The sequence below is a fragment of the Mesorhizobium sp. 2RAF45 genome, from assembly GCF_052115225.1.
Lineage (GTDB): Bacteria > Pseudomonadota > Alphaproteobacteria > Rhizobiales > Rhizobiaceae > Mesorhizobium > Mesorhizobium jarvisii.
Map to the genome: position 1 here is coordinate 65,483 of NZ_JBFRGG010000014.1, position 21,797 is coordinate 87,279.

The following is a 21,797-nucleotide window of genomic DNA, read 5'->3' on the forward strand; positions in this document are numbered from 1 at the left end:
CACTGTCAATGCGGAATCCGTTATGATATATCCAAAATATATCAGGAGATCGCCTTTGATATCCATGGAAGCAACCATGACGTCCGAGCCGGCGGCGTCCAGGGCCTACCGCGTGCTCGAGCATATGATCGTCACGCTGGAACTGGCGCCGTCGAGCTTTGTCACCGAAGGAGCGCTTATCGAGAAGCTGGACCTCGGCCGCACGCCGGTGCGCGAGGCGATCCAGCGGCTGGCCTGGGAAGGGCTGCTGGATGTCAGGCCACGCGCCGGCATCGCGATCGCGCCGCTGCATCCCGGCGACTGGCTGCGCGTGCTCGACGCCCGACGCGGCGTCGAGGTGGTGCTGGCCCGCTCGGCCGCCCGCTTCGTCACCCGCGAGGCCGCCGACCTGTTTCACGAGGCGGCGCTGGCCATGCAGAAGGCGGTCATCTCGGGCAATGTGCTTGCCTTCATCCAGGCCGACAAGGCGCTGGACGAGGCGCTGGCGATGGCCGCTGACAACCGCTTCGCCGCGCGGCTGGCCGCGCCGCTGCAGACCCACAGCCGCCGCTTCTGGTTCCGCTACAAGGCGGATACGGGCCTGGCCGAGTCAGCCGAGCATCATGTCGCGCTGATCCGCTCGATCCTCGACGGCGACGAGGAGGCAGCCGCCAAGGATGCCAAGCGGCTGATGGCTCTGCTGCGTGGCCATGCCGAGGTCGCCGCGACGCGCTGATCGGGCGATCAGATCCCTTGCGCGGCGGCGATGGCGGTACTCTCCCATCCCTCACCGGTCGCGAAGATACAGCTTCGGCCCTGCACGTCGGTCACCAGCATGGACCAGGTCCCGCTTGCCGAAACATAGATCTCGACAATGGCGGATTGCCCGACCACACCATAACCAAGCTGCTTTTGTTGAAAGGCCTGCGCCAGTCCCGCGACGAGGTCGTTGTGGCCGCCGCAGATAAATTGCGCCTGCGCCGATAGCGTCGACAGCGCCAGCGCGGCGCCAATCACGGCTATCCTGATCCATCGAAACGACAATCTGTGTGCCATTTGGCACCTCCTTCGCCTTGACGTTCCGGCAAAGGGAGGCACATGGGGCAGCCTCAACGCACCGGAACGCTCCAGGCCGGGTTCGACGTCTTCATCACGTCACTCCTTCTGGTTTCCGGTCTGTCGTCAGGGAACCTTATCATTCCCTGGAATCGATATGGTGAGGCCCCGATCTGAAAACAAGCATCGCTTCGGAGCTTGCGCGCGTTGCAGAGCAACGATCGGCGTCAGACTTCCGCCGGTTCGCGAAGTGCCGCCCATTTCAGCAAGGCGTCGAGGGCCGGGCACAGCGCCTGGCCCCAATCGGTCAGGCAGTACTCGACCTTCGGCGGCACCTGGTGGTGGACGATACGGCGAACGATGCCGTCGGCCTCCATCTGCCGCAGCTGTTGGATCAGCATCTTCTGCGAGATCGCCGGGATCGCCCGTTCGAGGTCGGAGAAGCGCAGCACCTTGCCGCCGAACAGGTGAAACAGGATCACCAGCTTCCAGCGGCCCTCGAGGATGCGCAGCACGTTCTCGACGCCGCTCGCTGCCGACAACGGCGTCAACGTCTCGGGCTTACTCTCAGGTAAGTACCTTACTTTTTCGTCGGTTCTTGTCATTTCACCAGTATATCTCATTTTAGAAGCCGGACAAGCGCCGCCGGCCTCGATGGGCGGCGGCAACCCCGCACCGGAGACGACACCATGACCGCAAACCTTCCGCAGCCGCTGGCCGACTATTTTGCCGCCAAGAACCGGCACGACATCGACGCCATGCTCGTGCCTTTCTCGTCAGACGCCACGGTCAAGGACGAAGGCGAACCCCATCGAGGCTCAGTCGCCATCCGCGGCTGGATGGAGGCAACGACACGCAAATACCGGGTGTCCGTCGAGGTCGCCGACGTGACGGTCAACGGCGATAAATGGCGGATCGCCGGCATCGTGTCTGGAAATTTCCCCGGCAGCCCCGCGACACTCCACTACGTCTTCACACTGGCCGATGACCGGATCGCGCGGCTGGAGATCGGCGCATGACCTTCGTCCAGAAATTTGCGGTCGACGATCGGGAATTTGCCGGCAAGCGCGTTCTGGTCACCGGGGGCACAAAGGGTGCCGGCGAGGCCATCGTGCGTAGGCTTTCGGCGGCGGGAGCGATGGTTGCAACCACCGCTCGCTCGGCGACGGAAGCATGCCAGCCGAAGCTGTTCATGCGGGCCGACATCAGCACTCTGGCAGGCGTCGAAAAGGTCGCCGCGGGTGTCATGGAGCAGCTTGGTGGTGTCGACATCATCGTTCACAACGTCGGCGGTTCGAAGAGCCCAGGAGGAGGATTTGCCGGACTGTCGGAGCAGGCCTGGCAAGATGAACTGGACCTCAACCTGCTGGCGGCGGTGCGGCTCGATCGCCTGCTTGTCCCGCATATGATCGAGCAAGGTTCAGGCGTGATCGTTCACATGTCGTCGATCCAGCGCCGCCTGCCGCTGCACGAATCCACCATCGCCTATGCGGCGGCCAAGGCAGCCCTTTCAACCTACAGCAAGGCGCTGTCCAAGGAACTCGGCCCCAAAGGCATCCGCGTCAACACCGTGGCGCCGGGCTGGATCCACACCACTGCTTCGGAAGCCATGGTGAAGCGGCTGGCATCCCACTCGGGCTCGGATGAGGCAACCGCCCGCCAGGGCATCATGGATGCGCTGGGCGGCATCCCGATCGGCCGGCCGGCATGGCCGCAAGAGGTTGCGGAACTCGTGGCATTCCTTGTCTCGGACCGCGCCTCGGCGATCCACGGCGCCGAATACGTCATCGACGGTGGCACCATACCGACGGTCTGACGGAGGCAAGCGGCCGACAAAAAAGAAAGAGGCGGGATGAGCCGCCTCTTTCTTGTTTTGGAACGTTTCCCAATCAGTTCATCGTCGGGATGACGAACTCGGCGCCATCCTTGATGCCGGACGGCCAGCGCGACGTCACCGTCTTGGTCTTGGTGTAGAAGCGGAAGGCGTCCGGGCCGTGCTGGTTGAGGTCGCCGAAGGACGACGCCTTCCAGCCGCCGAACGTGTAATAGGCGATCGGCACCGGGATCGGCACGTTGACGCCGACCATGCCGACCTGGACACGGCTTGCGAAATCACGCGCGGCGTCGCCGTCGCGGGTGAAGATGGCGACGCCATTGCCCATTTCATGGTCGTTGGCGAGCTTGATCGCGCTCTCATAGGTCGGTGCACGTACCACCGAGAGCACCGGCCCGAAAATTTCTTCCTTGTAGATGCGCATGTCCGCCGTGACATTGTCGAACAGGCAGCCGCCCATATAGTAGCCGTTCTCATAGCCCTGCATCGTGAAGCCGCGGCCATCGACGACCAGCTTGGCGCCTTCCTTGACGCCGGTATCGACGTAACCCTTCACCCGCTCCAGCGCCTGCGCCGTCACCAGCGGGCCGAAATCGGCGGCCGAATCCGTCGACGGTCCGACCTTCAGGCTCTCGACGCGCGGGATCAGCTTTTCCATCAGCCGGTTGGCCGTGTCGTTGCCGACCGGCACAGCCACCGAGATCGCCATGCAGCGCTCGCCGGCGGAGCCGTAGCCGGCGCCGATCAGCGCGTCGACGGTCTGGTCCATATCGGCGTCAGGCATGATGATCATGTGGTTCTTGGCGCCGCCGAAGCACTGCACGCGCTTGCCCGCCGCGGTGCCGCGCGAATAGATGTAGTGGGCGATCGGCGTTGAGCCGACAAAGCCGACGGCCTTGATGTCGGGATCGTCGAGGATGGCGTCGACGACTTCCTTGTCGCCGTTGACGACGTTGAGGATGCCAGCCGGCAGGCCGGCCTCGAGGAACAGTTCGGCGATGCGGATCGGCACGCCCGGATCACGCTCCGACGGCTTCAGGATGAAGGCATTGCCGCAGGCGATCGCCGGGGCGATCTTCCACAGCGGGATCATCGCCGGGAAGTTGAACGGGGTGATGCCGGCGACGACGCCGAGCGGCTGGCGCATCGAATAGACGTCGATGCCGGGGCCGGCGCCATCGGTGAACTCGCCCTTCATCATGTGCGGCGCACCGATGCAGACTTCGACCACTTCGAGGCCGCGCTGGATGTCGCCCTTGGCGTCGGCGATGGTCTTGCCGTGCTCGCGCGCCAGTATGTCGGCCAGTTCGTCATAGTCGCGGGCGACCAGTTCGAGGAATTTCATCAAGACGCGAACGCGGCGCTGCGGGTTGGTGGCGGCCCATTTCGGCTGCGCCGCCTTGGCATTCTCGACCGCCGCGCGCAGTTCCGCCTGCGAGGCCAGCGCCACCGTGCCGCGCACGGAGCCGTCCATCGGCTGCATGACGTCCTGCTTGCGGCCGCTGGTGCCGGCGACACGCTTGCCGCCGATGAAATGACCGTATTCGATCATGATATCTCTCCCTTGTTTGTGATGGGCGCATTGTCCGCCTTTGCGATGGCGAAGGCAACGCGAGGAAGAACGCAACCGTTGTGCAGCAAATAGATAACGATTGACGGGTGTGCATCAATTCTCGCAAATGGAGGACCGCAAGATATCTCCTGGGGATTCCCATGAACTGGGATGACGTCCGCATCTTCCTCGCCGTGGCACGCGCCGGCCAGATCCTTGGCGCCGCCAAGCGGCTGGAGCTCAACCACGCCACCGTCTCGCGCCGCATCGCAGCGCTCGAAGACGCATTGCGCACAAAACTCTTTCGCCGGCTGACCACCGGCAGCGAACTGACGCCGGCCGGCGAGCGCTTCCTCGACATTGCCGAGCGCATGGAGGGTGACATGATCGCCGCGCGCTCGACCATATCAGGCGAAGGCGACGATATCTCAGGCACCGTGCGCATCGGCGCGCCGGACGGGTTCGGCGTCGCCTTCCTGGCCAGGCGCCTCGGCGAACTGACCGCACTGCATCGCGAGCTGACGATCCAGCTCGTGCCGGTGCCGCGCTCCTTCTCGCTGTCCCGTCGCGAAGCCGACATCGCCATCACCGTCGAGCGGCCGACCGAGGGCCGGCTGGTAGCGGGTAAGCTGGTCGATTATTCGCTGGGCCTGTTTGCCTCGCGCGCCTATGCCGAGGCCAATGGCCTGCCCAAAACCGCGGCCGAACTCGGCCGACACACCCTCATCGGCTATGTGCCGGATCTCATCGTCAGCCCTTCGCTCGACTACGCGGCCGAATTCAGCGCGGACTGGCGCACCAGCTTCGCCATCTCCTCGGCACTCGGCCAGGCCGAAGCGGTGCGCTCGGGCGCCGGCATCGGCATCCTGCACACCTTCGTCGCGCGCTCGATGCCGGAGCTGGTGGCCGTCGATGTGGTGGCGCCCATCCGCCGTGCCTACTGGCTGGTCTATCATGAATCGGTGAGGCCGCTGCGCCGCATCCAGATCGTCGCCGGCTTCATCACCAAGGCGGTGGAGCGGGAAAGAAGTCTCTTCCTGTAAGGCGCTCAGAGCCCATCGAGAACGAACGAACTCGCCACCCGTTCGGCCTCGTCGGCCAGTGGCGCCCACTTCTGCTTCATTTGCTCGAGGCTGTCGCCTGTGAGCCCGCAAGTCACCAGACCGAAGTGGGTGCCGCGCAGCGAAAGCACGACCTTGGCGTGACCGGGGAAGCTGGCGCTGCCGTCGCCGACCTGGAAATCCATATCGGCCATTCGTGCCGGATAGCCATCGGGAAAGCGGATCAACTTTTCGTTGCTGAAGGCCGCCAAGGTAAAGGCTGCTCCCACCATCTCTTGCCAGGCCTGCGGCGACCAGCCCGTTTCGAGAAATGCCTTGGGATCGGCGGGTGAACCGGACGCCTGCGGATCATAGAGACCGACCGATATCCGGCAGGTCAGGCCCTGATCACCGGATTTTATCTTCAGCCGCATCGTCTTGCCGGAAGGCGCCTCGTTTCTCCACCCTTCCGGAAAGGTCAGGGAAAATCCGTTGTCCTTGTCGTGAACGGTCTTGTCGGCGGCATTGGCCGCCGAGATGCAGGACAGAAATACGACAGCTGTAACCGCAAAGCCGATACGCATCACTGGTGCTCGCGAAATGCCAGACGGGGTCGATGCGCCCGGCAGGTTGTATCGCTGCGGTAATAACACGGTCTGGTGATACACGCCGCCTTTTGCTTGCCACAAAACCGGCCAGTGTGGCATCAGGCATGCGGTCGCCGGCCATTGGCAGGGCCGCCGGTGGGAATCGTTCAGAAAGCTGGCGCGGAAAAAATGCGAGCCGTTCTTGCCATCCTGCCGCTGATTTTCGTTTCGGCCTGCGCCAACCCGTGGACAAAAGTGCCGGAAGCCGAATTGCCCAAGCCGATCCGTTACGCCATGGCGCGCCCCTCGCCTTTCGTCTTCGGCAATTATTGCGGCCCCGGCACCCGCACCGGCGATATCTCGGCCCGGCCGGTCGACCGCCTCGACGCGGCGTGTCAGACCCACGACGCCTGCTACATCGCGCGCCACAATCATTGCGATTGCGACGGCGCGCTCGTCGCCTCCGCCCGGGCGATCCGTGATGACAAGACGGCGCCACGCAAGATGCGCGGCGAGGCGGAATTGCTGATCGCTACCTTCGCCATCCCCGTCTGCAAGGTGTTTCCCCAAGGCTTCATGCCGCCGCGCGACCCGGCTCAGTTGAGCGCCATGAAGGCCGGAGCCACCGGGTGAATCGCCACGCATTTATCATCCTTGCCCTGTTCGGGCTGACCGCCCTTGCCGGTTGTGCCGGCACAGGCCGCGATGCCTGCGATCTCCTGCCAGGACAGGCGGCCTGCGCGCGGCCTTCATTGTTAGCAAGCACGCCTGGGCCGCAGGTCGCCGCGTCGCAGTTTTTTGGCGATGCCGGCGCCAGCGACTACGAAAGACGCTTCCTGGCGCTGCTCGCCCACAATCAGCTCGGCGCCATGGATCGCGCCAATGGTACCGGCCCGTACGGGCGCAACCGCCGCGATGTGCAGAACAGCGGCTTCCGGGCGACCTATTCGACGCTGCAGCAACTGGCCGAACCACTCGCCAGGACGCATCTGCCGTCGGCCAATGGCGGTAGCGGCGTGGGCCATTTCGACGGACGCTGGCGGGTGTCGCGGCAGACGCTCTACATCGATGCGGCGGCACGGCCCTCGTCACCCAAGAGTTTCGATTTCTCCGGCCTGCAGGCGCGAAGCACCGAGATCGTCGTGCGCCAGGCCGGAGAGCAGCCGGTCGAGATCGAGGCCACCTGCGACGGCGCGTTGGCGATCCGCGCCGCCGGAGCCTCGCGCACCATCGCCGCCGGCGCGGCATTTCGTTTTCGCCTGTCCGGCGAGGACGACACGGTCAGCCTGTTTCCCAGCGACAGCCTGAACCGCTGCACGGCAAGGATCCGCTCCAGCCTTGTCCCGGCCGGGGCGCCGCTCACCATCCGGCGCCAAGAGACCGCGGATCCGGCTCTCGCCAGCTTCGACAGCCGCTACGAGCGCTGCCCGGTCCCCGAAAGCGCCGGCCTCGACGCGCTCGAGCGCGCCTTCTATGCCAGCCGCTGGCTGTCGCAGACCTGCGCCCTACCCGTCGGCGAGCCCAGGCTGCTGCGCAAGTCGCGCGACGGCTTCAACGCCAAGGTCGAGGCGCTCATGGGCGCACCGCTGTCCGATGCGGCGATAGACAAAGGCGACCCGGAGCTGCCTCTCGATTTCTCCAGGGCGCCACGGCTGAAGCTGATCTATCTGTCGTCGCTGGAATTCAAGGCGGACTTCTCCGGCTGCATCATCGAGCGGCTGATCCGCCATCATGCCGCCCTTGGCACCAAGGTGCGCATACTGGTCACCGACGTGCTGGAGCGCGAAAAGGACGACGCCATGCTGCACCGGCTGGCCGCCGAATTCCCCAATGTCGAATTGCAGGAATACCGCTGGCGCGCCGATCATGGCGCGCCGATCGACGAGCAGATTTCACAGCTGCACAAGACCCATCATATCAAGATGCTGGCGACGCTGGCTGTGGACCCTGCGCGCTCGCGCGTCATCATCGGCGGCCGCAACATCCATGACGGCTTCCTGTTCCATAGTCCGATCGACCTGTCGCGCTATCCGGACCTGCAGCAATACGGCAAGACCGACGGCTTTTCGCTGAACTACTATTCGAACTGGAGCGACTTCGACATCGAGTTCGCCGACCGGGCGACGGTCGAGACGCTCGCCGCGCATCTATCGACGATATGGTTGCGCGACGCCGACACCAATCTGGCGCGCCCCTTCTCGATCCCGGTCCATGGAAATGGCCGCCCCCAGGGCAATGCCCGGCATTTCATCTCCGTGCCCTATGAGGACGACCATGCGCTGGAGGACTATTTCGTCGAGCTGGTCGATGCCGCCCGGCAGCATATCCAGATCGTCAATCCCTACCTCAATCTGACGCCGAGCCTCGCCCATGCTTTTGACCGGGCGCTCGCCCGCGGCGTCAAGATCGACATTGTCGGCCGCATCGATCTCAAGGGCGATATTGGCGGCAAGTTCCTCACCGCGCTCAACAAGCTGTTCGTCGAGAAATATGGCGACCGCATCAACATCCGCGAGTTCAAGGCGCCCGACGTGGTGCTGCATTCCAAGATCATGATGATCGACGAAAGGCTGGTCGCCATCTCCTCGGTCAACCTCAACAACCGCAGCTTCTTCCACGATTCAGAGAACGGCATGATGGTGCTCGATCCCGCCTTCTACGTCAGGATGAAGCCGATCTATGACGACTATCTCGCCCATTCGAATCCGGTTTCCAGCAACGTGACGATCCCGTGGATCTATCGGCTGCTGTTCGACGAAGCCTGGGTCAAGCAGGCGTTCTGATCTCTAGCGCCGCCTATTTCAGGTAGCGCTCCTGCGCCAGGGCACGGGCATCGATGTCAGGCACCTTGTTCGACATGATGTCGGCCAGCACCTTGGCCGAGCCGCAGGCCATGGTCCAGCCGAGCGTGCCATGGCCGGTATTGAGGAAGAGATTGGAAAGCTCGGTACGGCCGATCAGCGGCGGCCCATCCGGCGTCATCGGCCGCAGGCCGCACCAGAAGGTCGCCTCGCGCATGGCGCCGGAGCCCGGAAAGAGATCGCCGACCGAATGTTCGAGCGTGCGCCGCCGCGATTCGTGCAACCTGAGGTCAAAGCCTGAAATCTCGGCCGTGCCGCCGACGCGGATGCGGTCGCCCAGCCGGGTGATCGCCACCTTGTAGGTTTCGTCCATCACGGTCGACACCGGCGCCAGGGCGGCATCCTTGATCGGCACGGTGATCGAATAGCCCTTGACCGGATAGACAGGGATCGACCGCTTCATCCGGCGCATGAAGCCGGCCGAGTAGCTGCCCAGCGCCATCACATAGGCTTCGGAGGCCTTGAACCCCTTGCTGGTGCTGAGATTGGCAATGCGGTTGCGGCTGCGCAGGACGCGCCAGATCGTCGTGTCGTATTCGAACTTGACGCCCCGCGCCACGCAGAGCTCGGCCAGTTTCTCCGTGAACATCTTGCAGTCGCCGGTCTCGTCATGCGGCAGCCTCAGCCCGCCGACGAATTTCTCGCGCACGCCGGCCAGCGCCGGCTCCGCCGCGATGCAGCCGTCCTGGTCGAGGATCTCGTAGGGCACGCCATATTTCTTCAGCACATCGACATCGCCACCGGTACCGTCGAGCTGCTTTTGCGTGCGAAACAGCTGCAGCGTGCCCCGGCTGCGCTCGTCATAGGTGATGCCGGTCGCCTCGCGCAGCGCCTTCAGCGTGTCGCGGCTGTATTCGGCCAGCGGCACCATGCGCGACTTGTTGATGGCATAGCGCTCCGCGGTGCAGTTGCGCAGCATCTTGACCAGCCAGGTCCACATATGCGGATCGAAGGCCGGCCGCACCACCAGCGGGCCATGCTTCATCAACAGCCATTTGATCGCCTTGAGCGGAATGCCGGGGCCGGCCCAGGGCGAGGCATAGCCGGGCGAAATCTCGCCGGCATTGGCGAAACTGGTTTCCAGCGCCGGGCCTTTCTGGCGGTCGAGCACCGTCACCTCGTGGCCGGCCTCGGCAAGATAATAGGCCGTGGTCACCCCGATGACGCCGCCGCCCAGCACCATGATCTGCATCGTTCACTCCTTGCCGCGCCGCGCGTCCTCAGGACGCCCGTGGACGCGACCGCATTTCTCGATTTGCGCATGATCCCAAATGAAAATCGATGCCGATTTTCGAGAACCATGCGCTGTTGCCCATTCACGCCGCCGAGGGACCGGGGTCGTCGTCTTCTGTCTGCCGCATTCCGGGCGTCTCGCCAAGAGGCCGCCAATCGTCCGCGGCGCTGTAGACGAGAGTGAGCCCGTGCGGTCGCCGCCCGTCGGCCCGGTCCCTCTGCCTGACCGCGCGCCGGGCAGCCTCCGGCTGGTAGAGCACGGCCTTGATCAGGATCGACTCCCGCCGGCCGTCGGCGTGCTCGATCGAAGCCGCTTGGCCCTGCGCCATGCCAAGCATGCACAGCCCACGCCTGGTTGCCACCGACAGGCTGGAGCCCACCGGCCCGCGGCCCTCGTTCTGTACCAGGGTACGCGTCTCGGCGTGACCGGCATCGACGCTGAACACCACCCTGCTGTTCAGCGTGACGATATCGGGGCCGACCGAATCGATCGGCACGATATCGGCGCTTGAAAGCTTGTGTTCGAGCATGCGCACGATCGGATCCGCGAATGCCCGCCGGCGCTCCAGCATGACTTCGAGGACGGCGCGGTCCTTCGTCGTCAGGCAGCAATTCGTGTTCTTCATCACCGCCTCCACGATCAGCGCCGCTGCGCGCCGGAGGCCGGCGTGTCGACGGCTTCGACGGTCACCGACAGTTCACGGCCGCCCCGACTGCTCCAGCACACCGCCTGCCCGGCCGCCGCCCCGATGAGCGCCGTTCCCATCGGCGTCAGCACCGAGATCCTGTTTTCGGCAATGTCGGCGTCGCCGGGATAGACCAGCATGATGCGCTGGGTCTCCCCGCCTTCGCCGCGGACCGTCACGATCGAACCCATACGCACCACGTCGGCCGGCATCGCCGCCGCGTCCGTGACGACGGCGCGGTCCATCTCGAAGAGCAGTTCCTCGGCCGTCTCGGGGGCACGGTCGAGCAAGGCTCTCGCCAGGCCGGTCAACCTGTCGTGGTCGGTGTCGCTGATCACAATCCGACTCGATGGACGCGGTCCTGTTGCATGTTGCATGGCACACCTCTTGGATCGGCGCATCGAATGGATGCGCGCTTGCCGCCGCACTGATGGCGGCGTGATGAAAGCCGGCAGCCACGAAGGGCTGTACGGCTTGATGGCGGTTTGGATGTATGGATGCCCCGATACGGACGGACGCCAGAAGGCGGCCGCGCCGGGGCTACGATCCCGCGATCGGGCAGACCCTGAACAAGGTTCTGGTGTAAGCGAGGTTGCTCATGCCCCGAACCTTGCCGACAGGCGCCCGCTTGTCAAGCGCGGCCAAACCGCTCAACCGCCGACATAGTGGCGGTGAAAGCGCGGGCCGAGACTGGCCAGGATTTCATAACCGATGGTGCCGGCATGGCCGGCGGCATCGTCGACGCTCTGCGAGGGACCGAGCAGCTCGACCACATCGCCCTCGCGCAGCCTGCCGGGCGGCAGGGCCGATATGTCGAGAATGATCGAATCCATCGACACACGCCCGAGGAAAGGCAGGCGCACGCCCCCGAACCAGGCCGCCGAAGCGGAGCGGCGTAGCCAGCCATCCGCATAGCCGAACGAAATCGTCGCCAGGCTCAGCGGAGCGTCCGCGTGATAGCTGTGGCCATAGCCGATGCCGGCGCCCTTTTCGACGCGGCGCGTCTGCGCCACCTTGGCCTGCAGCCGCACCACGGGCAGCATCGGATTGGCCTCACCAGGCGTCGGGTTGATGCCGTAGAGCGCCGCTCCCGGCCGAGCGAGATCGTGATGGTAGGACGGCCCGAGAAAGATGCCGGAGGAATTGGCGAGCGAGGCAGGCGCCTCGGGCAGTACGGCGCGCAGCCGTTCAAAGGCCAGCCGCTGCTGCTCGTTGGCCGGATGGTGAGGCTCGTCGGCGCAGGCCAGATGGCTCATCACATATTTGGCATCGATGCCGTCGAACGCACTGCTATCCCCAGCCAGCGCCTCGACTTCGGCCGGCGCCATGCCGAGCCGCGACATGCCGCTGTCGACTTGGATGGCAGCCGGCAGCCGGCGACCGGCAGCCTGCGCCGCCGCGCGCCAGGCCTTCAACTGCGCGCCACTGTTGATGACCGCGCAAAGCCCAGCCGCCATCGCTTCCGGCTCGGAGCCAGGCGGCAGCCCGTTCAGCACATAGATATCCGGCCCGGTTCCGATCGCCTTGCGCAGCGCAATGCCTTCGGCCAGCAGAGCGACAAAGAAGATGTCGCAGCCTTCCCGGGTCAGTGCCGCCGCCACCTGGGCGGCGCCAAGCCCGTAGCCATTGGCCTTGACCACGCCCGCGCAGGCCACGCCGCCCAGCCGCGCCTTCAGCCGCCGGTAGTTTTCACGGATCGCGCCGAGATCGATCGTCAGGATCGCGCCGGCCGCCGCCTCGCTGACCGGCCACCCGGTGACGGTTTTCGCAGCGGACCGGTTGACGGCGTCGTTCATGGCGACCCTCATTGCATCGGCCTTCAATACGACCCTCGCACCAACGCGGCAACCTCGACGCGCGATTACCGCGCCAGATGGCTGAACGCCGCCACCACCTCTTCATAGACCTTGCGCTTGAACGGCACGATCAGGTCGGGCAGATCCTGCATCGGCCGCCACGACCATTTGTCGAATTCGGCGGTGTGGCCGCCGGGCGGCGGATTGATGTGGATTTCGCTGCTCTCGCCATGGAAGCGGAAGGCGAACCATTTCTGCGTCTGGCCGCGATACCGGCCCTTGAAGGCAATGCCGACGAGATGATCCGGCAGGTCGTAATTGATCCAGTCCGGCGCCTCGGCGAGCAGCGAGACGCTGCGCATGCCGGTCTCCTCATAAAGCTCACGCTCGGCCGCCTGCAGCGGTTCCTCACCCTTGTCGATGCCGCCTTGCGGCATCTGCCACAGTTGCGTCGTGCCGGCGAATTCGCTGTCGGGCTCGGCAATGCGATGCCCGACCCAGACCAGGCCTTCGCCATTGAGGATCATCAGCCCGACACAGGGACGATAGGGCAGCGTTTCGCGGTCGACTATTTTCGTCTTCGGCATCAGTCAGTCTCTCCAGCCATCTTGCGATGGCTAACCCTTTTGCGGATCGATCGCCACCGCTGAAATCGGCACGATCTCGATGCCGCGCTTCCTGGCCTCGGCAATCCAGGACGACACGGTGTCGACCGTGAGATCGAAGGCCGAGCCGATGCCGACGGCAGTGCCCTTGGCCCGCGCTGTGGCTTCGAGACTGTCGAGTTTCTTCAGGATTGCGCCGCGATCCTGCACGGCGTCGATCGCCGTATCGCCGGCTACGAAGGGCACGCCGTCCTTCAGCGCCAGGTCGGGCGCCAGGCTGCGCGCCGACGAACCGTCGTCTATATAGGCCAGACCCCGTTTGCCGAGTTCGGCCATGAACGGCCCCATTGCCGCCGGGTCGGCGGAGAAACGCGCGCCCATATAGTTCATGACGCCGGTGTAGTTCGTCGTCCGCGACAGCGCCCAGTGCAAACTCTTGAGGTTCTCCTCGGCGCTCGCCGCCACCGTCAGCGTGTTGCGGCCGGGGTTGACGTTGGGATAGTCGAACGGTTCGAGCGGCACCTGCATGACGATCTCGTGGCCGCCCTGCCGGGCGGCTTGCATCCAGCGGCCGATGCTGTTGCCTTGCGGCGCGAAGGCCAGTGTCACTTCCGCCGGCAGCTTGGCGATCGCAGCCTGGGTGCCGGTCTGCGAGACGGCTAGCCCGCCGATGACGATCGCCACCCGCGCCCCACGCGCGCCGGACCACGGCCGTGCATAGACATCGAAAGGCCGCCTTCCATCGGCGGAGCGTATCGGCAGCGGTCCGGTGTCGCTGGCTTCGATCAGCGCCTTGTCGGGAAGATGCGCGATCTTCAGGTTCTGCCCAATGCTCGATGGATCACGGATGACGATGGCGGCTTGCGGAGGGCCATCGCCCTCCTCCTTCTGCACATGGATGATCTGAGGACCACCGGTTTTGGACGGCGTTTCAACCTTTGGCGCCGCCACCGGGGCCAGAGCGGATGGCGCGGCGGCCGGCTCGGCCGCAGCCGTCACTTTCGGTGTCGAAACGGCGATCTCTTGCGGCTTTCGAAACGGCTTTTCCCTGAGCGCGATCGCGGCCGAGACGCCGACCAGCGCCAGCACGACAACGGTCGATGCGACCACGCCAGTGCTGACCTTGCGGGCGGCGCGCGGCGCCTGGAGCGTCTGTCCAAGCGGGCGTTCGATGTCCTTGCCGATATCAGCCAAGCCCTGTCCCCGGGGCGCATGGTTGCGAAGGCGACCCCTTCGACGACATGCGCGAATTCATCAACCCTGGCGCCCCCTGGCGCCGCATCCGGAGGCCTGGTCTTGCCTCCCCGAATCAAACTGCCGGAACCTTTCGGTCCCGGCAGCATCGCATTGCTTCGTTCAGGCGGCCAGACCCGGCCGACCAAACCGTTACTGGTTGAGCACGGCCTTTTCCGGATTGGGCGGGAAGGCCGGATCGGTCTTCTCGCCGCGCAGCAGCTTCTCGGCAAAGATCAGCTGCAGATCGTCCTTGGGATCCGGCGGAACATAGGCTGCCGAGCCCGAGCCGGTCGCGCTCTCGTCGGCGCCCTTGATGTGGCCCTTGAGATCGGATTCGCCGCGCGTCAGGTCCCTGCCCTGCAGTTCCGGCGGCAGCGGCTGGTCGACCTTGATGTCGGGCGTGATGCCCTTGCCCTGGATCGACTTGCCCGATGGCGTGTAGTAGAGCGCCGTCGTCAGCCGCAGCGCGCCATTCTCGCCGAGCGGAATGATGGTCTGCACCGAACCCTTGCCGAAGGACTGCGTGCCCACCACCGTGACGCGGCGCAGATCCTGCAGCGCGCCGGCGACGATTTCGGACGCGCTGGCCGAGCCGCCATTGACGAGCACGATCATCGGCTTGCCGTTGATGTCGTCGGTCTGCTTCGGCTTGGCGTCGAAGCGGGTGACGTCCTTCGGATCACGGCCACGCGTCGAGACGATCTCGCCGCGCTTCAGGAAGGCGTCGGACACGCTCACCGCCTGGTCGAGCAGGCCACCCGGATTGAGGCGCAGGTCGAGCACATAGCCCTTGAGCTTGTCGTCCGGCACCTGCTTCTTGATGGTGTCGATGGCGCTCTCGAGGTCGTCATAGGTCTTTTCGGTGAAGGAGGTGATCTTCATGTAGCCGATGTCGTTCTCGACCCGGAACTTGACCGCCTTGACCTTGATAATGTCGCGCACCACCGTCAGCTCGATCGGCTTGTCGGCGCCCTGGCGCAGGATGGTGAGCTTGATCGGCGTGTTGACCAGGCCGCGCATCTTTTCGACCGCGTCGTTGAGCGTCAGGCCACGAACCTCTTCGCCGTCGATCTTGGCGATGTAGTCGCCGGCCAGCACGCCAGCCTTGGCGGCGGGCGTATCGTCGATAGGCGTGATCACCTTGACCAGGTCGTTCTCCATGGTGACCTCGATGCCGAGGCCGCCGAACTCGCCCTTGGTCTGCACGCGCATATCCTGCGCCTGTTCGGCATTCATGTAGGAGGAGTGCGGATCGAGAGAGGAAAGCATGCCGTTGATGGCGTTCTCGACCAGCGACTTGTCGTCGGGCGGCGTGACATATTGCGCCCGCACCCGCTCGAAGATGTCGCCGAAGATCGCCAGCTGCTTGTAGGTCTCCGATCCCGCAGCGTTCGCCGACGAGCCAGGAGCACCATAGACGAGGCTCATGGCGGATGCGCCCATCAGCGCACCGGCAAACAGAAGCGACAGTTTCCGCATCATTTCACGTCCTTCCAGAATAACGGTCCGCCCACCATGGGGTCGGATCGACGGGTTTTCCATCCTTGCGGAACTCGACGTAGAGTTCCGGCGTGGCATTTCCATTCTTCGAAACCGAGGTGCTTGCCACCCGGGCCTCTCCCATCGCACCGACCGGCTCTCCTGCGAGCACTGACTGGCCAGTCACGACGCTGATTCTGCTCATCCCCGCCAGAACGACATGATAACCGTCGCCAGCATTGAGGATCAAGAGTTGACCATAGGAGCGAAACGGCCCCGCATAAAGCACATTCCCATCCGCCGGAGCGGTGACGATGGCTCCCGATTGTGTCGCAAGCATGTCGCCAAGCATCACCGCGCCATTACCGTCGTCCGCGCCAAACCGGCGCTTGATGCGGCCGGTGACCGGCAGCGCGATCTGCCCCTGCAGCGCCGAAAAGGGGGCGGTCGCGGTGAGCCGGTTGCCTTCGGGAACCGGCAGCGACGCCAGCGATGCCGTTTTGTCGCCGCCATCGTTTCCATCACTGTTCGGAACGTCACCCGGCTGGCCCGCGGCGGCTGCCTTTGCGGCATCGGCGGCCTTGCGGGCCTTGTCGGCCTGCGCTTCGAGCGAGGCGATCAGGTCCTTCAGGCTGGAGGCCTTGGCCGCCAGCTGCTCGGAACGCTGCTGTTCGGCCGCCATTTGCCCCTGCGTATCGGCCTCGAGCTTCTGCTTGGCTTCCAGCAGCATGCCGAGCCGCTTCTTTTCCGCCACCTGCTCGCCGACAGCGTCCGTCAGCCGCGCCCGCTCGGCCTCGATCGAGGCCGTTACCCGGGTCTGCTCCTTGAGGTCGGCCAGCAGGCTGTCGGTCTGCTGGCGCAATTCCGGCACCACGGCGCCGAGCAGGATGGCGCTTCGCACCGACGACAGCGCGTCCTCTGGCTTGACCAGGATCGCCGGCGGCGGGTTGAGCCCCATGCGCTGCAGCGCGCCCAGCACCTCGGCCAGCACATCGCGTCGCGCCATGAGCGAGGCGCGGATTTTCTGTTGCCGGTCTTTCAGCCCTTCCAGCTTGGCGCCGATGTCCTCGATGTCCTGACCAAGCTTCTGCTCGGTCATCGCCGACTGGATCAGCGCGGCGGTGATCGAGGCATGGTCCTTCTTGACTGCGGCAATATCGGCGGCGAGCTTGGCAAGCCGTTCGGACGACAGCGTTATTTCCTTGGAAACCTGCTCGTACTCGGCGCGGCTCTGGTCCGGATCGGGCGCCATGTCGAGCGTGTTTTCAGCCCGCGCCGAGTGGAACGACAGAAGCATCGCCACCGCAGCCATGCCGCAGCGCGCGCGCCAGGAGCCCCCTGTCGGGCCCGTTATCGATTTCCAGCCCTCAGACATTCGCGATCTATACTATCCGCGGCTTCGTTAACGAACCATCAACCATGTTTGACCAGCCCGTCCCCGAATGAATGTTGCCCAAAGTGGTCCCCATTTTGGGCAACGACATGCATCAAACCACAGATTCTGAATCTAGCTCCGCATTGGGGCGGAAATCCGGGCAATGGGCAACGAATCACCGCTGGCGCCAACTGTGCGGCAGGCTCACGCGCGATGATAGGGGTGGCCGGAAAGGATCGTCGCCACCCTGTAGAGCTGCTCCCCCAGCATCACCCGCACCAGTTGATGCGGCCAGGTCAGCGCACCGAACGACAGCACCAGATCCGCCTGGTCGCGCAGCGGCGGATCGTGGCCGTCGGCGCCGCCTATGGCCAGCACCAGCGCCTTGCGCCCACCGTCGCGCAACTGCCCGATACGATTGGCTAAATCCTGCGAGGAAAGGCTCTTGCCGCGCTCATCGAGCAGGATCAGCGCCGTGCCCGGCTGCAGCTGCGCCTGCAGTCGGGAGCCTTCGTCGCGCTGGCGCTCGATAGCGCTCTGCGACCGGCCCTCTGTGATCTCGGTTATCCCGGCGAATTCAAGCCCGACCGCCGGCCCGCTCTTGGCGAAGCGCTCGAAATAGCGGTCGGCCAACTCCCGCTCGGGGCCGGCTTTCATTCGGCCCACGGCATGAACTGAAATCTTCATCCTCGCCTCTATAAGCCGCTAATGCACGTCACCCAAAGTGGGAAGCGGTTCTGGGACAATGACATGCATCAAAACAAAGGCGGCTTAGTGGAGGGTCTCTTCCTCGAGATCCGGCGCCTGCCACATCTTTTCGAGATTGTAGAATTCGCGGACTTCGGGGCGGAAGACATGGACGATGATGTCGCCCGAATCGATCAGGACCCAGTCGGCGCCGGACAGCCCCTCGACGCGCGCCGTGCCGAGGCCGGCATCCTTGAGCGCCTTGAGGAGATGGTCGGCGACAGCCGAGACATGACGGTGCGATCGGCCCGACGCGACGACCATGTAGTCGCCGAGGCTCGATTTCCCCTGAATGTCGATTGAGACGATGTTTTCGGCCTTGGAGTCTTCCAGACTGGCAAGGACTGTGTTGATGGCGCGGGACACGGCGTCGTTTACGCTGATCCCGGCCGGCGAAGGCACGATGTCGGCCTTCTTCCGCAGTGCTGTTCTCAGTGTATTTCCTTTCGCAGCAAGAACAACCAAATCACCCCCAAAAGCAGGTGACGCCACTTAGATAGGCAGAGTTCCCTGACAGTTTCAAGACGCAGCCCCAACTCACGCGAACTCGCCGGTTGCCCGCTTGTTCCAGAGGGAGGCAAAAAAAAGCGGAACCCAGGCGTCTGGCATGGGTTATCGGCTGACCGACCAACCGGAATCCCGCCATGCCGATCGACCCGCAAAACACCCTTCTTACCGTCCAGGCCGGCCTGGCGCAGCTCAGTACGCTGATCGTTTCCTATTCCTTCTCGGCCATCGGCGCCATCATCCTGCTGGTGGTCGGCTACATCGTCGCCGGCCTCGCCGAGCGTCCGATCTTTGCCGGCCTCGGCCATATCCACGGTTTCGACGCGACGCTGCGGCATTTCTTTTCCAAGATCGTCCGGTACGCCATCCTGATCCTGGTCGTCATCATGGTGCTCGGCCAGTTCGGCGTGCAGACCGCCTCGATCATCGCCGCGATCGGCGCCATCGGCCTGGCGCTGCAAGGCACGCTGCAGAACATCGCCGCCGGCATCATGCTTCTGGCGCTGCGGCCGTTCCGCATCGGCGAATCCGTCGAGGTCGGCGCCATTTCAGGTTCGATCGAGGAAATCGGCCTGTTCGCCACCAGGCTCAGGACCGCCGACGGCGTCTACATACTGGCGCCCAATTCGACGCTGTGGAACCAGCCGGTGCGCAATTTTTCGCGCAATGGGGTGCGCCGCAGCGACATCAGCTTGAGCATCGGTTCGTGGAACGACATCGACGGCGCCCAGAAGACATTGCTTGCCCTTGCCGGCGCCGACAAGCGCATCCGTCGTGAACCGGCGCCTATCGCCTTCGTGGCCAGCCTCGGCGATACGACCGTTTCGCTTACCTTGCGCTATTGGACTTCGGCGGCCGACTACTTCTCCACGAATATCGACATGACGAAGCGTGCAAAGCAGGCTTTCGACAGCGAGGGCATCTCCATCCCACTGCCGCCACCGGAAGCGCCGGCGCCGGAGGCCCGCAAACAATAGGCGATTGCGGGGCGCCCGGAGCGGTTTCCCTAAGGCCTTGCGAAGAGCAACAACCTTCAGTCCTTGGTCCGGCCTGCGATCTCGTCCGGCGCATAAGCGAGTTCGACCGGCAGCGGCGCCTGCGCCGTCATCGGTGCGAAGCTGCCGGTCTCGGTGGCAGGCACGGCCTGTGTGGTGAACACGCGCAACAGCACGAACAGGCAGAAGGCGCAGGCGATGACAACGGCCACATAGATGAAGGCCTGCGTGCCGAACACGGCCGACAGCGCCGTCACGATGCCCGGCACCACGAACCCGGCCAGCGACCAGGCAAACAGGAGCGAGCTGGACAGCGCCACCATGTCGTCCTTGCCGGCGCGGTCGGCGGCATGCGCGCTGGACAGCGAATAGATCGATTCCGAGGCGCCGTCCCACAAGACATAGATCACCAGCAGCGCCGGCAGCGCGCCGCCGTCGAAACCGAGCGCGAACATGCCGGCCACCGCGGCCAGCGCGGATGCCCCGATCAGCACGTAGCGGCGATCGGTGCGGTCGGATATCCAGCCGAAGGGAAGCTGCAGGATCAGCGTGCCGAGCGGCATCACCGAAAGCAGCAATGCCACATCGGCCTGGCTATAGCCCTTGGCCGTGGCATGGATCGGCGCGAAACCGGAAATCGACATGGACAGGCCACCGACCGCCAGCATGCCGGCAACGCCGACCGGTGAAATCCGCCAGGCCCGGCCCAGCGCCACCGAGGCGGCCTGCGGCGCCGGCGGCTGCGCCAGCCGCGTCATGCCGACGGGCAGGATCGACAAGGCGGTGAAGGCAATACCGATCAAGGGCGCGTCCGCGGTCTTGATGTCGACCAGCGCCAGCGTCGCATAGCCGACGCCGAGCCCGGCGACATAGGCGACGTAGAAAAAGGCCATCACCCGGCCGCGTATGGCGTTGGCCACGGCATCGTTCAGCCAGCTCTGCGCGACGATGAACAGGCCGCATATGGCAAAGCCGTAGAGGGCGCGCGCGCCGATCCACAGCACGGGGTGCGGACCGGCACCGATGGCCGCGTTGGAAAGCGCGATCAGCGCCGACAGCACCATGAAGGCGCGGGCATGGCCGACCCTGCGCACCAGCGGCCCGGTCAGGATGCAGCCGGCAAGACCGCCGGCCGACAGGCCGGTGACGATCAGCCCGGCCCAGGTCGGATCGAAGCCCTCGACGCCGAGCCGCACCGGGATGTAGGCAAACATCAGCCCGTTGCCGATGGCGATCAGCGCCATCGACACGATGACACTGGCGATCGCGATCAGCGGCGTCGGCGCACTGCCATGCACCGGATCGATTTTGGTATTGTGCTTCACGGGAGTGGTCATGTTCAGACAAGATCGCCTATGCGGCAGCGAAAAGCCCCTGCAAAAACGACATCGGCGGTCTTCCCTTCTCCCCTGGGAGAAAGGAAGACCGTGCAGGTCCTACCCCTTCGCCATCTTGCGGATCGCGCTCGACGACAGCGACGAGCGCGGGCCGTGGATGAAGGTCCAGGCCGGCGCCTTCATGCGGGCGAGCAGCGGCGCGTCGCCTTCATCGATGCGGGCATAGTCGAAGGTCTTGGCGACGACCGACGACAGGAACGACAGCGTCGCGCCCGGCCGGTCGATGACCGCGATGGGGAACGTCAGCACGATCTCGCGCCAGCGCTGCCAGCGATGGAAATCGCGCAGACTGTCCGCGCCCATGATCCAGACGAAGTCGACACCCGGGTTGCGCGCCTTGACCAGCGCCAGCGTGTCGGCGGTATAGCGCACATGATGCGCCGCCTCGAAGGCGGTGACCTTGATCTTCGGGTTCTTGGCGATCTGCTCCGACAGTTGCAGCCGCTCGGCCAGCGGCGCCAATTCGCGCGTGCTCTTCAGAGGATTGCCCGGCGTCACCATCCACCAAAGCTGGTCGAGCGCCAGGCGCCTCAGCGCGATCTCGGCGACCAGGGCATGGCCGGCATGCGGCGGATTGAACGAGCCGCCGAACAGGCCGACGGCGAGACCTTTTTCGGCATGCGGCATCTTCAGGTAGGCGGAGGGGGCAGCCTGGGGGGAAGAGGATGGCATCGCGCTAGGCACCCCCCTCTGGCCTGCCGGCCATCTCCCCCGCAAGGGGGGAGATTAGCAGTTCGACTGCAGGAGCAAATCCTGCAACGCTGATGATTGGCGAAACCGGAAATTCCAGCCGATCTCCCCCCTTGCGGGGGAGATGTCCGGTAGGACAGAG

23 protein-coding genes are annotated in these 21,797 nt (G+C 64.8%); 7 read left to right on the top strand and 16 right to left on the bottom strand.

From position 1 onward, the window contains the following. Window positions 1-22: 22 nt before the first annotated feature. Window positions 23-715: a GntR family transcriptional regulator gene (locus AB4Z43_RS27280; protein ID WP_441939721.1), complete on the top strand. Its 693-nt coding sequence runs from the start codon at window positions 23-25 to the stop codon at window positions 713-715. Between the two features lie 8 nt (window positions 716-723). Here AB4Z43_RS27280 and AB4Z43_RS27285 read toward each other — a convergent pair whose 3' ends face one another. Both AB4Z43_RS27285 and AB4Z43_RS27290 read right to left on the bottom strand, forming a co-directional pair. After that, a complete protein-coding gene (locus AB4Z43_RS27285) occupies window positions 724-1,035 on the bottom strand; it encodes a hypothetical protein (RefSeq protein ID WP_441939723.1) in 312 nt (103 codons plus the stop codon). Window positions 1,036-1,262: 227 nt separating this feature from the next. Then, a complete protein-coding gene (locus tag AB4Z43_RS27290) occupies window positions 1,263-1,640 on the bottom strand; it encodes a winged helix-turn-helix transcriptional regulator (protein ID WP_441939726.1) in 378 nt (125 codons plus the stop codon). 84 nt (window positions 1,641-1,724) lie between these two features. Between AB4Z43_RS27290 and AB4Z43_RS27295 the strand changes: the two genes are divergently transcribed. Next, window positions 1,725-2,054, top strand: coding sequence for a nuclear transport factor 2 family protein (locus AB4Z43_RS27295; RefSeq protein ID WP_019861801.1), 330 nt, complete (start codon window positions 1,725-1,727; stop codon window positions 2,052-2,054). Beyond that, window positions 2,051-2,851, top strand: a complete 801-nt coding sequence (locus AB4Z43_RS27300; protein WP_019861802.1) for an SDR family oxidoreductase — start codon at window positions 2,051-2,053, stop codon at window positions 2,849-2,851. The genes AB4Z43_RS27295 and AB4Z43_RS27300 overlap by 4 nt, the downstream gene beginning before the upstream one ends. 73 nt (window positions 2,852-2,924) lie before the next feature. Here the strand turns inward: AB4Z43_RS27300 and AB4Z43_RS27305 are convergent, their stop codons facing one another. Next, window positions 2,925-4,421 (bottom strand): CoA-acylating methylmalonate-semialdehyde dehydrogenase, encoded by a 1,497-nt coding sequence (locus AB4Z43_RS27305; protein ID WP_019861803.1) that lies wholly within the window; start codon window positions 4,419-4,421, stop codon window positions 2,925-2,927. Between the two features lie 161 nt (window positions 4,422-4,582). Between AB4Z43_RS27305 and AB4Z43_RS27310 the strand changes: the two genes are divergently transcribed. Continuing rightward, a complete protein-coding gene (locus AB4Z43_RS27310; RefSeq protein WP_019861804.1) occupies window positions 4,583-5,464 on the top strand; it encodes a LysR family transcriptional regulator in 882 nt (293 codons plus the stop codon). Window positions 5,465-5,469: 5 nt separating this feature from the next. Here the strand turns inward: AB4Z43_RS27310 and AB4Z43_RS27315 are convergent, their stop codons facing one another. Further along, a complete protein-coding gene (locus AB4Z43_RS27315) occupies window positions 5,470-6,168 on the bottom strand; it encodes a hypothetical protein (protein ID WP_441939729.1) in 699 nt (232 codons plus the stop codon). Window positions 6,169-6,237: 69 nt separating this feature from the next. On the opposite strand from AB4Z43_RS27315, the gene AB4Z43_RS27320 reads away from it, so the two are divergent. Beyond that, window positions 6,238-6,681, top strand: a complete 444-nt coding sequence (locus AB4Z43_RS27320; protein ID WP_441939731.1) for a hypothetical protein — start codon at window positions 6,238-6,240, stop codon at window positions 6,679-6,681. Beyond that, window positions 6,678-8,831: a phospholipase D-like domain-containing protein gene (locus tag AB4Z43_RS27325; protein ID WP_441939733.1), complete on the top strand. Its 2,154-nt coding sequence runs from the start codon at window positions 6,678-6,680 to the stop codon at window positions 8,829-8,831. Before AB4Z43_RS27320 ends, AB4Z43_RS27325 begins: the two co-directional genes overlap by 4 nt. Window positions 8,832-8,844: 13 nt before the next feature. Here the strand turns inward: AB4Z43_RS27325 and AB4Z43_RS27330 are convergent, their stop codons facing one another. From AB4Z43_RS27330 to rsfS, 10 genes are all read right to left on the bottom strand, one after another. Further along, window positions 8,845-10,101: a D-amino acid dehydrogenase gene (locus AB4Z43_RS27330; protein ID WP_019861808.1), complete on the bottom strand. Its 1,257-nt coding sequence runs from the start codon at window positions 10,099-10,101 to the stop codon at window positions 8,845-8,847. A gap of 124 nt (window positions 10,102-10,225) precedes the next feature. Further along, complete coding sequence (locus AB4Z43_RS27335; protein ID WP_019861809.1) at window positions 10,226-10,768, bottom strand: nucleoside-diphosphate kinase; 543 nt, start codon at window positions 10,766-10,768, stop codon at window positions 10,226-10,228. Between the two features lie 14 nt (window positions 10,769-10,782). Continuing rightward, window positions 10,783-11,205 (bottom strand): nucleoside diphosphate kinase regulator, encoded by a 423-nt coding sequence (gene rnk, locus AB4Z43_RS27340; RefSeq protein WP_064981290.1) that lies wholly within the window; start codon window positions 11,203-11,205, stop codon window positions 10,783-10,785. 273 nt (window positions 11,206-11,478) lie between these two features. Beyond that, a complete protein-coding gene (gene alr, locus AB4Z43_RS27345) occupies window positions 11,479-12,624 on the bottom strand; it encodes an alanine racemase (protein WP_441939736.1) in 1,146 nt (381 codons plus the stop codon). Window positions 12,625-12,689: 65 nt separating this feature from the next. Next, window positions 12,690-13,211 (bottom strand): RNA pyrophosphohydrolase, encoded by a 522-nt coding sequence (locus AB4Z43_RS27350; protein ID WP_019861812.1) that lies wholly within the window; start codon window positions 13,209-13,211, stop codon window positions 12,690-12,692. Between the two features lie 30 nt (window positions 13,212-13,241). Continuing rightward, complete coding sequence (locus tag AB4Z43_RS27355; RefSeq protein WP_441939738.1) at window positions 13,242-14,423, bottom strand: divergent polysaccharide deacetylase family protein; 1,182 nt, start codon at window positions 14,421-14,423, stop codon at window positions 13,242-13,244. A 192-nt stretch (window positions 14,424-14,615) separates the two neighbouring features. Further along, on the bottom strand, window positions 14,616-15,947 hold the full coding sequence (locus tag AB4Z43_RS27360) for a S41 family peptidase (RefSeq protein ID WP_064981294.1): 1,332 nt from the start codon (window positions 15,945-15,947) through the stop codon (window positions 14,616-14,618). A gap of 1 nt (window position 15,948) precedes the next feature. Next, a complete protein-coding gene (locus AB4Z43_RS27365; RefSeq protein ID WP_441939740.1) occupies window positions 15,949-17,319 on the bottom strand; it encodes a murein hydrolase activator EnvC family protein in 1,371 nt (456 codons plus the stop codon). A gap of 204 nt (window positions 17,320-17,523) precedes the next feature. Further along, window positions 17,524-18,006: a 23S rRNA (pseudouridine(1915)-N(3))-methyltransferase RlmH gene (rlmH, locus tag AB4Z43_RS27370; protein ID WP_064981297.1), complete on the bottom strand. Its 483-nt coding sequence runs from the start codon at window positions 18,004-18,006 to the stop codon at window positions 17,524-17,526. 84 nt (window positions 18,007-18,090) lie between these two features. Beyond that, a complete protein-coding gene (gene rsfS, locus AB4Z43_RS27375) occupies window positions 18,091-18,468 on the bottom strand; it encodes a ribosome silencing factor (protein WP_010912111.1) in 378 nt (125 codons plus the stop codon). Between the two features lie 242 nt (window positions 18,469-18,710). Between rsfS and AB4Z43_RS27380 the strand changes: the two genes are divergently transcribed. Further along, on the top strand, window positions 18,711-19,550 hold the full coding sequence (locus AB4Z43_RS27380) for a mechanosensitive ion channel family protein (RefSeq protein WP_441939743.1): 840 nt from the start codon (window positions 18,711-18,713) through the stop codon (window positions 19,548-19,550). A gap of 56 nt (window positions 19,551-19,606) precedes the next feature. On the opposite strand, the gene AB4Z43_RS27385 is transcribed toward AB4Z43_RS27380, so the two are convergent. Next, on the bottom strand, window positions 19,607-20,905 hold the full coding sequence (locus AB4Z43_RS27385; RefSeq protein WP_019861820.1) for an MFS transporter: 1,299 nt from the start codon (window positions 20,903-20,905) through the stop codon (window positions 19,607-19,609). Window positions 20,906-21,004: 99 nt separating this feature from the next. Then, entirely contained in the window at window positions 21,005-21,592 is a 588-nt protein-coding gene (locus AB4Z43_RS27390) for a nicotinate-nucleotide adenylyltransferase (RefSeq protein WP_019861821.1), read from the bottom strand. Window positions 21,593-21,797: the final 205 nt, after the last annotated feature.

What these genes read in the sequence shown, in the direction of transcription:
- AB4Z43_RS27390 (WP_019861821.1), bottom strand. Translation starts at nt 21,592, where the DNA reads ATGCCGCATGCCGAAAAAGGTCTCGCCGTCGGCCTGTTCGGCGGCTCG.
- AB4Z43_RS27385 (WP_019861820.1), bottom strand. Translation starts at nt 20,905, where the DNA reads ATGACCACTCCCGTGAAGCACAATACCAAAATCGATCCGGTGCATGGC.
- AB4Z43_RS27365 (WP_441939740.1), bottom strand. Translation starts at nt 17,319, where the DNA reads ATGTCTGAGGGCTGGAAATCGATAACGGGCCCGACAGGGGGCTCCTGG.
- rlmH (WP_064981297.1), bottom strand. Translation starts at nt 18,006, where the DNA reads ATGAAGATTTCAGTTCATGCCGTGGGCCGAATGAAAGCCGGCCCCGAG.
- AB4Z43_RS27330 (WP_019861808.1), bottom strand. Translation starts at nt 10,101, where the DNA reads ATGCAGATCATGGTGCTGGGCGGCGGCGTCATCGGGGTGACCACGGCC.
- AB4Z43_RS27300 (WP_019861802.1), top strand. Translation starts at nt 2,051, where the DNA reads ATGACCTTCGTCCAGAAATTTGCGGTCGACGATCGGGAATTTGCCGGC.
- AB4Z43_RS27280 (WP_441939721.1), top strand. Translation starts at nt 23, where the DNA reads ATGATATATCCAAAATATATCAGGAGATCGCCTTTGATATCCATGGAA.
- AB4Z43_RS27310 (WP_019861804.1), top strand. Translation starts at nt 4,583, where the DNA reads ATGAACTGGGATGACGTCCGCATCTTCCTCGCCGTGGCACGCGCCGGC.
- AB4Z43_RS27295 (WP_019861801.1), top strand. Translation starts at nt 1,725, where the DNA reads ATGACCGCAAACCTTCCGCAGCCGCTGGCCGACTATTTTGCCGCCAAG.
- alr (WP_441939736.1), bottom strand. Translation starts at nt 12,624, where the DNA reads ATGAACGACGCCGTCAACCGGTCCGCTGCGAAAACCGTCACCGGGTGG.
- AB4Z43_RS27360 (WP_064981294.1), bottom strand. Translation starts at nt 15,947, where the DNA reads ATGATGCGGAAACTGTCGCTTCTGTTTGCCGGTGCGCTGATGGGCGCA.
- AB4Z43_RS27320 (WP_441939731.1), top strand. Translation starts at nt 6,238, where the DNA reads ATGCGAGCCGTTCTTGCCATCCTGCCGCTGATTTTCGTTTCGGCCTGC.
- AB4Z43_RS27335 (WP_019861809.1), bottom strand. Translation starts at nt 10,768, where the DNA reads ATGAAGAACACGAATTGCTGCCTGACGACGAAGGACCGCGCCGTCCTC.
- AB4Z43_RS27380 (WP_441939743.1), top strand. Translation starts at nt 18,711, where the DNA reads ATGCCGATCGACCCGCAAAACACCCTTCTTACCGTCCAGGCCGGCCTG.
- AB4Z43_RS27315 (WP_441939729.1), bottom strand. Translation starts at nt 6,168, where the DNA reads ATGCCACACTGGCCGGTTTTGTGGCAAGCAAAAGGCGGCGTGTATCAC.
- AB4Z43_RS27305 (WP_019861803.1), bottom strand. Translation starts at nt 4,421, where the DNA reads ATGATCGAATACGGTCATTTCATCGGCGGCAAGCGTGTCGCCGGCACC.
- rnk (WP_064981290.1), bottom strand. Translation starts at nt 11,205, where the DNA reads ATGCAACATGCAACAGGACCGCGTCCATCGAGTCGGATTGTGATCAGC.
- AB4Z43_RS27290 (WP_441939726.1), bottom strand. Translation starts at nt 1,640, where the DNA reads ATGACAAGAACCGACGAAAAAGTAAGGTACTTACCTGAGAGTAAGCCC.
- AB4Z43_RS27350 (WP_019861812.1), bottom strand. Translation starts at nt 13,211, where the DNA reads ATGCCGAAGACGAAAATAGTCGACCGCGAAACGCTGCCCTATCGTCCC.
- AB4Z43_RS27285 (WP_441939723.1), bottom strand. Translation starts at nt 1,035, where the DNA reads ATGGCACACAGATTGTCGTTTCGATGGATCAGGATAGCCGTGATTGGC.